This is a genomic window from Pseudomonas fluorescens (genome assembly GCF_000968015.1).
Lineage (GTDB): Bacteria > Pseudomonadota > Gammaproteobacteria > Pseudomonadales > Pseudomonadaceae > Aquipseudomonas > Aquipseudomonas fluorescens_W.
This window is the reverse complement of the sequence record NZ_LACH01000059.1, coordinates 36,242-46,932: the sequence shown is the minus strand read 5'-3', so window position 1 is coordinate 46,932 and position 10,691 is coordinate 36,242. Positions and strand designations below refer to the sequence as shown.

Genomic DNA, 10,691 nt, shown 5'->3' with positions numbered 1-10,691 from the left:
GGCACCGAACGAAAGGGGCAAGAACCCTTTGGTTACTTTGGGGTTCTTTTCCAAAGTGACTCGCTGTAAAAGCGAAACCGTAACCAGCCATAACCGAAGAAACGGATATGCCCCCAATCAAATAAACCGCCCTGCCAAATAGCAAAACGCCCCAAACAAGTCAGGGCGTTTTATCAAAAAGAACAATTACTTCTCGGCCCGTTCTTTCAGGGCTTTCAAGGTATTGAACGGCGCATCGACCACAAACTTGTTGGCCACCATCGACGGTATGCTACCGCCCGGCTCAGTGTGCACCTGATAAGTCACTTCAATCTGATCGCCCTTGGGCACGAACTTCCAGAAACCGTCGACCTTGGTAACCCGGACGAAACCTTTTTCTTCGGGAAGGTACTTCGGTACGCCTTCAAGTTTGCGGGTCAGGCTGCCATCAGCCCCTTCGATGGTGGTCACATGCAACACCGAATCACGCTCGGTAACCGGCCAAGGAGTATTGAACTGAGTGTAGGTCCAGCTCTGATCACCTTCGTGTTTGAGCAATTTCTGGGTCTTGCATTCGTGAATCCAGGCACAGGCCCCTGCCACGTCTTCCTGCAATGCGCGCAGTTTGGCCACAGTGGTCTTCATCAGCGTGACACCACGGTAGGCCTTGTAATCGGAGCCGGCCACCTCGCTCAAGGAGATTTTGATGCCGTCCTGTTCCTTGGCGACTTTCCAGTCTTCGGCCTGAGCAGCCGTGGTGGCGAACATTACCGTCAAACCACACAACACAGCCATACGATGCAGCGAACCCATAATCTTATTCCTTATTGTTGAAGATCCGTTCGTTGAACACATTACGCCGCCGTCATTTGCTCCCACCAACCCAGCAATTTGATCGCTTCGTCACTGCTGTTACCACAGACTTCGATGTCGGCTTCGAACGCCGAACACACTGCAGGACGCTCCGGTTTGCCGAATATGCCGCACAGGTTATCGACAGAGAGTTGTACGCAACGTTCTCCGGCGGGCTTGCCATTGGGCATGCCGGGAATCGGTGAGCTGATGGAAGGGGCAATGCAACAGGCGCCACAGCCTTCACGGCATTTCATGACGACGAGCTCCTCGACGGGTGATGTGTTAAAGGACGTGGCACAGAGTAACCGCTAAAACGCTTGTTTAAAATTGTCTGGGCCCGGGTTTTTACACTTAAACGAGCGTGACTGACCAGTCTCCGACAAAGCGTCTGGCCAGCGGGTCACGGACGGGAAGAAATTATCGTTTGAACTCGAATTCCAGGGCTGCGCCTTCGACTTCACGGCGCTCTTCGTTGCGCAGTTGCAACTTCATTTCGTTGCTGATCAGCCTCCCGTTGAGCTGAAACGGACCCGCCTTCTCACCAAACATTTGCGGCAATAGTGCATCGTGCCGTGGCAACGCTACCGTACCGAGCGGTTTCAGCTCCTCCGCCATGTCTTGGGGCAGGCTCAAATCCAGGTCGGCCGAAGGGAGCTTGGTTTTCACGATCTCACTGGCGGATTTGGACTTGGAGGCAATCGGCGGTCGCTTTTTCACCGTGGCCACTTTGTTTTTGACCGGCGCGGTTTTCTTGACCGGTGCCGGTTTTTTCGCGGTAGCGCTGGCTGCCGGTTTTTCTTGAACGGAAGCCGCCAATACACCTTCGGCCTGGAAGGTCATCAGCAGGCAGATCGATAGCCAGACAGCGGGAAAAATCGGCTTCATGGACCCAACGGTACAAACGGCAGGAGCCATATGCTCGCCTGTTGCACGCGACATGACAAGCGCGGGCAGGAATAACCTGCCCGCCCCCTCAAAAGCCGCCGGCCATCTCCTGACAGAGCTGGGTGGCGAGCATGCCCAGGGTCATCAACGCGCGCTCGGCTTCACGGTTCCAGGGTGTGCCGCAGTTCAACCGAATGCAGTGATTGAACTGCTCGGTGTTACTGAAAATCAGCCCCGGCGCGATGCTGATACCCTGCTGCAACGCACGAACGTGCAGCTCCTGGGTGTTGACCCGCCCCGGCAGGCTGACCCACAGAATGAAGCCGCCGGTCGGCCGGGTCATCTGCGTGCCCTCCGGGAAGTATTGCTGCACCGCCAGCTGGAAAGCGCTGAGGTTCTTGCGGTACTCCTGACGGATGTAACGTAAATGTCGGTCGTAACCACCGTTCTCCAGATAGGCCGCGATGCCCATTTGCGTGACGCTGCAGGCCGAATGGGTGCTGAAGGTCTGCAAACGCTGGATTTCCTGCTGGTACTTGCCAGCGATCATCCAGCCTATCCGCACGCCCGGCGACAAGGTTTTGGAGAAGCTTGAGCAATAGATCACCCGATCCAGCCGATCATAGGCTTTAAGTGATTTGGTGCGACCCTGCTCGAACATCAGTTCGCCGTAAATATCGTCTTCGACAATCTGGATATCGAAATCCGAGGCCAGGCGCAGCAGTTGCTTTTGCCGTTCTTCGGGCATGGTGCCGCCCAATGGATTGCTCAGACGAGTGGTCAGCACCAGCGCCTTGATCGACCATTGGTTGGCCGCCAGCTGCAGGGCTTCAAGGCTCATACCGGTGGCCGGATCGCTCGGGATCTCAATGACCTTGAGGCCCAGCAGGTCAGCCAGTTGCAGCAAACCATAATAAGTCGGTGACTCGGCGGCGATCAGGTCGCCCGGCCGGGTCAGCACGCGCAGTGACATCTGCAACGCATCGACGCAACCGTGGGTGATCACCACTTCGGACGGATCAACCACCACGCCGGCATCGCGCATGCGGATCGCCACTTGTCGGCGCAACGGTTCGAAACCCGGGCTGAACATGTAGCTGAACGCCCGCGGGCTATGGAAGCGGGTGACTTTGGCCAGTTGCTGATGCAGCGCCCGCACCGGCAGATAATCAACGCTCGGTACCGCCGCGCCCAAGGGAAACACACCCTCGCGGCGGGATTCGACCAGGACTTGTTGGATGATGCTGCTGCGAGTGACCAGACCAGGACGCTCGACCCGGGCGATGTCCGGTGTCGGCGCGGTCAGGGCCGGGGTCTGGTGCACGTAGTAACCCGACTGCGGCCGCGCGCGGATCAGCCCCTGATCCTCGAGGTTGGCGTAAGCCTGCAACACCGTCGCATGGCTGACGTTGAGCTGCGAGCTCATCTTGCGCACCGAAGGCACGCGCTCCCCCGGTTGATAGACGCCACGGCGGATGTCTTCGGCCAGTTGTTGAGCAATACGTTGGTAGAGCAAGAGATTGGTCATGACGCAGCACTCGATTTCACGGGCATTTTATTCTTGTGTGAAACAATACCGGAACAGTTTAGAAGTGTACGGGGACAGTTGCCACAATAGTCGACCGTACAGCGCAGTGTCAGCAAAAACTGTACTGTTTGGTGAGTTGATCAGCAGGCGTAAAAAAACCCGGCGCTGGCGGGCAGGCCGGGTTGTAGGAGCTGTCGAGTGAAACGAGGCTGCGATCTTTCCAAGCCCCTTGAGTATCAAGAGCAAGATCAAAAGATCGCAGGCTACGCCAGCTCCTACCGGGCAGCGCCGAGCTGGCCTTTTTCGTCAGAGAACACAATTTCCACCCGACGGTTCTGTGCACGTCCCCGTTCGGAGGCGTTCACGTCGACCGGATATTCATCACCGTAGCCTTCGACCTGAATACGTTTGTCGTCGATGCCCAAATCCATCAACACGTCCGCCACCGATTGCGCACGGTCACGGGACAGCTTGAGGTTTTCCTGCTTGCCGCCAGTACTGTCGGCATAACCTTCGATGCGCACTACGCGCTTGGGGTTGAGCTGCAGGAACTGCACGATCTTCAACACCACGCGGTTCGCCGAGTTTTTCAACTCCGCTTCGCCCGTGTCGAACAGCACATCGCCCAAGGTCATCACCAGTCCACGGTCGGTCTGGGTGGTCGCCAACGCGACAATCTGTTCTTCGAGCCACTTGCCCTGCTGCTGCACGCTGAGCAGTTTGGATTCGCGCAGGGCCAGTTGCAGGCGCTGACGCTCCAGTTCGAGCTTCGCCGCACGTTCTTCGTTGAGCACCTGATTGGTGTGTTCGCGCGCGATTTCGCTATAGCGCTCACTCAGGTAAGCGTAATGCAGCACGTCCGTTCCACTGCCCCAGTAGCTGGACAGACGATCGGCGCGGGCCAGCGACTCACCAGCGCGAATCACGTCCTTGGGCGCGATTCGCAGCACGCTGGAATCTTCCTTGACCTTCTGGAAGTCAGTACTGGCCTGCTGCAACGCGGCCTCGCTGTGCTGACCGGCACAACCATAGAGACTGGCGCAGCCTGCCAGGATCAAACCGCCCAGGGATTTGGTCTTGAGGCTCATTGGGCATCCCCCAGTTGCTTGCGCAGGCGAGTGATGCGGGTATTAAGTACGTTCAACTGCTCCTCGCTCTTGAGGGTCAGAACCCGGGCTTCGGCCAGACGCGCGTCCAGCTCGGCCTGCTCGGCCCGCATGCGCGCGTTCTTGAAGGATTGGTCGTTCATGCTGCCCTTGGCGCGGTTGAACTTGTCTTCGGCCAGTTTCATTTCCGGCACGTCGGCGGCAGTGGCACCCACGGCCTTGGCCTGCTCGAGTGCCTGCTCGGTCAGGCGCATTTGTTCATTCGGCGCCGGATCGGCTGCACAACCCGCCAGAGCCAGAACGGCCAGGGCAGCGAAAAGAGGTCGAATACTCACTAAAAATCCCTACTGTTTTGGGGTACTGACAGGTTGTTGCTGCGGTTGTGAGAGCTGCGCCTTCCAGCGCTCGATATTGCGTTGCAGCACGGCCTCCGTCAGTCCGGACGCGGGCAATTCTGTCATCTTTTTGGCCAGCTGTCCGCGCAACCACGGATCGTTGCAGGCGGAGTTGTGGGAAACCGCGAGGAACAGGCCGGGTTTGTCGATCGGTTGGGGACGGGCGATCAGGTCATTGGCCAGGTTCAGTGTCTGCGCGGCCGCCATGCCCGAGTAGCGCCCGGCAAGGACAAATTCCACCTCGCCCAACAGCAATTTCTGAAAGGCCTGGGTCAGGTTAGGCGTACGGGCGAGGGTCAATTGCTGCTCGGCGAACACGCCAAATGTAGGGGTCATACGAGACTTTTCCGACAATGCGCCGGGATGGCCGTGAAGGTCCTGCGCTTCGTTGTAGACCAGCGTCGAGTCTTTTCGGGTCCAGACCAGGTAATCGTTTTCCAGTAACGGCGGATGAATGTAATCCAGGGATTCCAGTTCACTGACCGTCAATGACGCATCCGCCAGCATGTCCATTCGCCCACTGCGCACTTCGTCCAGGGCCTGAGAGCGTTTGCCGGCGTAAAGCAGTTCGACCTTGATCCCCAGCTCCCCCGCCACCTGCTGCAACAAATCTGCACTGGCGCCGATCAGGTGCTTGGGGTTTTGCGGATCTTGCCACAGGTACGGCGGCGCGTCCGGGCTGCCGGTCACCACCAGGCGTTCGCACTTGCCCGCGGCGACGGACAGCGCCGGCAACACCGTCAGCCCCAGCAGCAATGACCAGCCGTAAACGCGGCGCAGATCCATGGCAACACTCTCCCACTCAAATCCAGAACAAAAAAAAGCCCGACCAAAAGGTCGGGCTCTTTATAAGTCAGGCCGCTGGATTAGACCAGCTTCTCGAACTCAGGGATTGCTTCGAACAGGTCTGCCACCAGGCCGTAATCGGCCACCTGGAAGATCGGCGCTTCTTCGTCCTTGTTGATCGCGACGATCACCTTGGAGTCTTTCATGCCGGCCAGGTGCTGGATCGCGCCGGAGATACCGACGGCGATGTACAGCTGTGGAGCAACGATCTTGCCGGTCTGACCGACCTGCATGTCGTTGGGCACGAAACCTGCGTCGACCGCGGCGCGGGAAGCACCGACAGCAGCACCCAGCTTGTCGGCCAGGGCGTACAGGTGTTTGAAGTTGTCGCCGTTCTGCATGCCGCGGCCGCCGGAAACGACGATCTTGGCAGCGGTCAGTTCCGGACGATCGGACTTGGCCAGTTCTTCACCGACGAAGCTGGAAGTACCCGCATCGTGAGCAGCGGCAACGGCTTCAACAGCCGCCGAACCACCTTCAGCCGCCACCGGGTCGAAACCGGTAGCACGCACGGTGATCACTTTGACCGCAGCGTTCGATTGAACGGTGGCGATGGCGTTACCGGCGTAGATCGGGCGCTTGAACGTGTCAGCGCTTTCGACCGAGATGATCTCGGAGATCTGGTCAACGTCCAGCTGAGCGGCAACGCGCGGCAGGATGTTTTTGCCGTTGGAAGTGGCGGCAGCCAGGATGTGGCTGTAGCCCTTGCCCAACTCGGCAACCAGAGGAGCAACGTTTTCCGGCAGTTGGTGAGTGTAGGCGGCGTTGTCGGCCACCAGCACTTTAGCCACGCCTGCGATTTTTGCAGCGGCTTCAGCCACGGCGCCAGCGCCCTGACCTGCAACCAGAACGTGGATGTCACCACCGATTTTGACGGCGGCAGCCACGGTGTTCAGCGTGGCCGGGGCCAGCACTTTGTTGTCGTGTTCAGCAATAACCAAGATAGTCATTTAGATTACCTTCGCTTCGTTTTTCAGTTTCTCGACCAGTTCAGCCACCGACTTGACCTTGATACCCGCGCTGCGTGCAGCTGGCGCTTCGACTTTCACGGTCTTGTTGGTGGAGGCGGTGGAAACGCCCAAAGCGTCCGGAGTCAGCACTTCGAGAGGCTTCTTCTTGGCTTTCATGATGTTTGGCAGCGACGCGTAGCGCGGCTCGTTCAAACGCAGGTCGGTGGTGACGATGGCCGGCAGTTTCAGGGAAACCGTCTGCGCGCCGCCGTCGACTTCGCGAGTCACGGCAACGCTGTCGCCGCTGATGTCGACTTTGGACGCGAACGTGCCCTGACCGTAGCCGCTCAATGCCGCGAGCATCTGGCCCGTCTGGTTGTTGTCGCTGTCGATGGCTTGTTTGCCAAGGATCACCAGCTGAGGCTGTTCCTTGTCAACAACAGCCTTGAGCAGCTTGGCAACGGCCAGCGAAGTCAGGTCTTCAGCGGATTCGACGAGGATGGCGCGGTCGGCACCCAGAGCCAGCGCGGTGCGCAGTTGCTCTTGAGCGGTGGACGGGCCGATGGAGACGACGACGATTTCAGTCGCAACACCTTTCTCTTTCAGGCGTACGGCTTCTTCCACTGCGATTTCGCAGAACGGGTTCATCGACATCTTGACGTTGGCGAGATCGACGCCGGAATTGTCCGCCTTGACGCGAACCTTGACGTTGTAATCCACAACGCGTTTGACAGCTACAAGAACCTTCATGGATTCCTCGTTACTCTCCGGTGAAAAGAAAGTCGCCTAGGCGAACCTGGCGGTTTGATGCTCATCGGCGCAAGGGCACCTCTAAAAACGCTGGCAAAGGTGTCAAGTGACAAGCGCTCACGATGAAGATGACCGTTCGTCAGTGGTGACTGACGAGTCATTCATTATCGCGGCGTGTAAACTGCGCGCCAGAACCTGCGCTGCGCATCACCTTGTACTGCCATCGCCCTGTCTTTAGAGGTGCTCTTGATACCAACAGTCAGCCTACGGCGAGCGCAAAACCGACCGTATCTTGACCGCAACGCCTATTCCGGTCAATACGGCAAAATGGCCAGTCATAAGCCGCGTGACTTTGATTTCTCTGGCTTTGAGCCGATTCAAACAAACGTTTGTATTGGACGCTAGGAGTGGTGTAGATATAATGCGCCACCTTAGAGAGAAAGGTGGCTCATCGATTGTCCTCTTCCTGCATTGCGCAGGAATTCATGGATGCGACACCAAACCTCCAATTAGAAAAAAAACTGTTGAGCCTTGAGTAGGAGATAACCTGTGGAACGCGAATACATGGAATTCGACGTGGTCATCGTCGGTGCCGGCCCCGCTGGTCTTTCCGCCGCCTGCCGATTGAAGCAGAAGGCCGCCGAAGCCGGTAAGGAAATCAGCGTCTGCGTGGTCGAAAAAGGCTCCGAAGTCGGTGCTCACATCCTGTCCGGTGCCGTGTTCGAACCACGCGCCCTGAACGAATTGTTCCCGGACTGGAAAGAACTCGGCGCGCCGCTGAACACGCCAGTCACCCGCGATGACATCTTCGTTCTCAAGAACGCCGACAGCGCGCAGAAGATTCCCGACCTCTTTGTGCCCAAGACCATGCACAACGAAGGCAACTACATCATCTCCCTGGGCAACCTGTGCCGCTGGCTGGCTCAGCAGGCCGAAAACCTGGGCGTGGAAATCTACCCAGGCTTCGCCGCTCAGGAAGCGCTGTTCGACGAGAACGGCGTGGTTCGCGGGATCATCACCGGCGATCTGGGCGTTGACCGCGAAGGCCATCCGAAAGAAGGCCTGTACACCCCGGGCATGGAACTGCGTGGCAAATACACGCTGTTCGCCGAAGGTTGCCGTGGCCACATCGGCAAGCAACTGATCAAGCGCTTCAACCTCGACAGCGATGCCGACGCCCAGCACTACGGCATCGGCCTGAAAGAAATCTGGGAAATCGACCCGGCCAAGCATCAACCCGGCCTGGTGGTCCACACCGCCGGCTGGCCGCTGGACATCATGGGCACCGAGAACACCGGTGGCTCGTTCCTCTATCACCTGGAAAACAACCAGGTTGTAGTTGGTCTGATCGTCGACCTGTCCTACAGCAACACTTACCTGTCGCCGTTCGACGAGTTCCAGCGCCTCAAGCATCACCCGGTGCTCAAGCAGTACCTGGAAGGCGGCAAGCGCATCAGCTACGGCGCTCGCGCCATCTGCAAAGGTGGCCTGAACTCGCTGCCGAAAATGGTCTTCAAGGGCGGCGCGTTGATCGGTTGCGACCTCGGCACCCTGAACTTCGCCAAGATCAAAGGCAGCCACACCGCCATGAAGTCCGGCATGCTCGCCGCTGAATCCGTGGCCGAGGCGCTGTTCGCCGAGAAAGACGGCACAGAAGAGCTAACCACTTACGTCGACGCGTTCAAGAAGAGCTGGCTCTACGACGAACTGTTCGCCAGCCGCAACTTCGGCCCGGCGATCCACAAGTTCGGTGCCATCGTCGGCGGCGGTTTCAACTGGCTCGACCAGAACATCTTCGGCGGCAAACTGCCGTTCACCTTGCACGACACCAAGCCGGATTACGCTTGCCTCAAGCTTGCGGCCGATTGCAAGAAGATCGACTACCCGAAACCGGACGGCAAGATCAGCTTCGACAAACTCAGCTCTGTGTTCATCTCCGGTACCAACCATGAAGAAGAACAGCCGTGCCACCTGAAACTGGCCGACGCGAGCATCCCGATCGCCAAGAACCTGCCGCTCTACGATGAGCCTGCCCAGCGTTACTGCCCGGCCGGCGTGTACGAAGTGGTGACCAAGGAAGACGGCGAGAAGCGCTTCCAGATCAACGCCCAGAACTGCGTTCACTGCAAGACCTGCGACATCAAGGACCCTGCACAGAACATCACCTGGGTGGCGCCGGAAGGCTCTGGCGGCCCGACTTATCCGAACATGTAAGTCGAACGGCTGAACATCAAGGCTCCCTTAATGGGGGCCTTTTTGTTGCCCACCATTTAAGCCACACCACAATCCCCCTGTAGGAGTGAGCCTGCTCGCGATTGCGGTGTGTCATCCAGAATAGATGTCGACTGACCTACCGCAATCGCGAGCAGGCTCACTCCTACAGGGGGCTCATTGCCAACTCAGGCTGCGCGTTCGTCACCGGGATTACGCTCGAAGTAGCGCTTGTACTCGCGACTGAACTGCGACGTACTTTGATACCCGACCCGATGCGCCACCTGCGCCACGCCCAATCCCTCGCCCAGCAATAACTGCTGGGCCCTGAGCAAACGCAAACGCTTCAAATACTGCACCGGCGACAACAAGGTGCTGCGTTTGAAATGCTCGTGAAACGTCGACGCACTCATGTTTGCGCAACTGGCCAGGGTTTCGACGTTCAGCGGCTCGGTGTAATGCGCATGCAGATGGCTGAGCGACGCCGCGATCCGGGCGAATTGCCCCTGTTGCTCGACCAGCGCCCGCAGCACATCGGCTTGCGGCCCGCGCAAGGCGACGAACAACAATTCGCGCAATCGCGCCTGCCCCATCACCTGGCATTCCAGCGGATCGTGCAGGCAACGCAGCAGCCGTTCAACACAACCACGCATCGCATCGTCGAGCACCGCCGAGGTCATGGACGCTGGCGTTTGCGCCGCAATACTGCGCCCCGGCGCCAGCCCCATGGCCAAGACCAACTCACCGAGCAACACCCGGTCAATGGCAATGGAAACGCCCAGCATAGGGCCATCGGGTGCTGAAAACGTCTCGCATTCGAACGGCACCGGCAGTGCCTGAATCAAATAATGCCCGGCGCCGTATTCCAGCGTACGCGGCCCCAGATACGCCAGTTTGCTGCCCTGGGCGATGATGACCAGACTCGGCTCGTAAATCTGCGGGCCGCGAGCCACATCACAACTGGCCCGCAAAACCTGCACACCCGGCAACGCCGTCGGTACGAAACCGTCGCGGATCGCCAGTGGTTCAATCAGCGAAACCAACGTGGCATTAGCATCGAGATGACGGGTTAACAACATGGGGCGCTCTTCACAGAAAAAGTTACGAAAAAAGGGATGAAAGCATCATCGCAGGTCTGATCGCCCATTTGATCAATCAAGGAAACAAGCCGGAGGATTAGGCATGA

General features: G+C 58.3%; 11 protein-coding genes. 1 reads left to right on the top strand and 10 read right to left on the bottom strand.

Translation table 11 applies throughout. The features are described 5' to 3' along the window. Positions 1-186: 186 nt before the first annotated feature. The 9 genes from VD17_RS24865 to VD17_RS24825 form a co-directional block, all read right to left on the bottom strand. On the bottom strand, positions 187-792 hold the full coding sequence (locus VD17_RS24865) for an START domain-containing protein (protein WP_046056122.1): 606 nt from the start codon (positions 790-792) through the stop codon (positions 187-189). Positions 793-833: 41 nt separating this feature from the next. Beyond that, a complete protein-coding gene (locus VD17_RS24860) occupies positions 834-1,088 on the bottom strand; it encodes a YkgJ family cysteine cluster protein (protein WP_033055267.1) in 255 nt (84 codons plus the stop codon). 163 nt (positions 1,089-1,251) lie between these two features. Next, positions 1,252-1,719, bottom strand: a complete 468-nt coding sequence (locus tag VD17_RS24855) for a hypothetical protein (RefSeq protein ID WP_046056121.1) — start codon at positions 1,717-1,719, stop codon at positions 1,252-1,254. Positions 1,720-1,807: 88 nt separating this feature from the next. Next, positions 1,808-3,247 carry an aminotransferase-like domain-containing protein gene (locus tag VD17_RS24850; protein WP_028620632.1) on the bottom strand — a complete coding sequence of 480 codons (1,440 nt, stop codon included), beginning with the start codon at positions 3,245-3,247 and terminating at the stop codon, positions 1,808-1,810. A 275-nt stretch (positions 3,248-3,522) separates the two neighbouring features. Further along, positions 3,523-4,335, bottom strand: coding sequence for an OmpA family protein (locus VD17_RS24845; RefSeq protein ID WP_046056120.1), 813 nt, complete (start codon positions 4,333-4,335; stop codon positions 3,523-3,525). Continuing rightward, positions 4,332-4,688 (bottom strand): DUF4398 domain-containing protein, encoded by a 357-nt coding sequence (locus tag VD17_RS24840; RefSeq protein ID WP_008147008.1) that lies wholly within the window; start codon positions 4,686-4,688, stop codon positions 4,332-4,334. Before VD17_RS24840 ends, VD17_RS24845 begins: the two co-directional genes overlap by 4 nt. Positions 4,689-4,697: 9 nt before the next feature. Beyond that, a complete protein-coding gene (locus tag VD17_RS24835) occupies positions 4,698-5,534 on the bottom strand; it encodes a substrate-binding periplasmic protein (RefSeq protein WP_046056119.1) in 837 nt (278 codons plus the stop codon). A gap of 80 nt (positions 5,535-5,614) precedes the next feature. Then, positions 5,615-6,544: an electron transfer flavoprotein subunit alpha/FixB family protein gene (locus VD17_RS24830; protein ID WP_046056118.1), complete on the bottom strand. Its 930-nt coding sequence runs from the start codon at positions 6,542-6,544 to the stop codon at positions 5,615-5,617. Beyond that, positions 6,545-7,294 carry an electron transfer flavoprotein subunit beta/FixA family protein gene (locus VD17_RS24825; RefSeq protein ID WP_033057000.1) on the bottom strand — a complete coding sequence of 250 codons (750 nt, stop codon included), beginning with the start codon at positions 7,292-7,294 and terminating at the stop codon, positions 6,545-6,547. A 549-nt stretch (positions 7,295-7,843) separates the two neighbouring features. Here VD17_RS24825 and VD17_RS24820 point away from each other — a divergent pair. Then, positions 7,844-9,508 (top strand): electron transfer flavoprotein-ubiquinone oxidoreductase, encoded by a 1,665-nt coding sequence (locus tag VD17_RS24820; protein ID WP_046056117.1) that lies wholly within the window; start codon positions 7,844-7,846, stop codon positions 9,506-9,508. A gap of 185 nt (positions 9,509-9,693) precedes the next feature. Here VD17_RS24820 and VD17_RS24815 read toward each other — a convergent pair whose 3' ends face one another. Continuing rightward, on the bottom strand, positions 9,694-10,584 hold the full coding sequence (locus tag VD17_RS24815; RefSeq protein WP_046056116.1) for an AraC family transcriptional regulator: 891 nt from the start codon (positions 10,582-10,584) through the stop codon (positions 9,694-9,696). Positions 10,585-10,691: the final 107 nt, after the last annotated feature.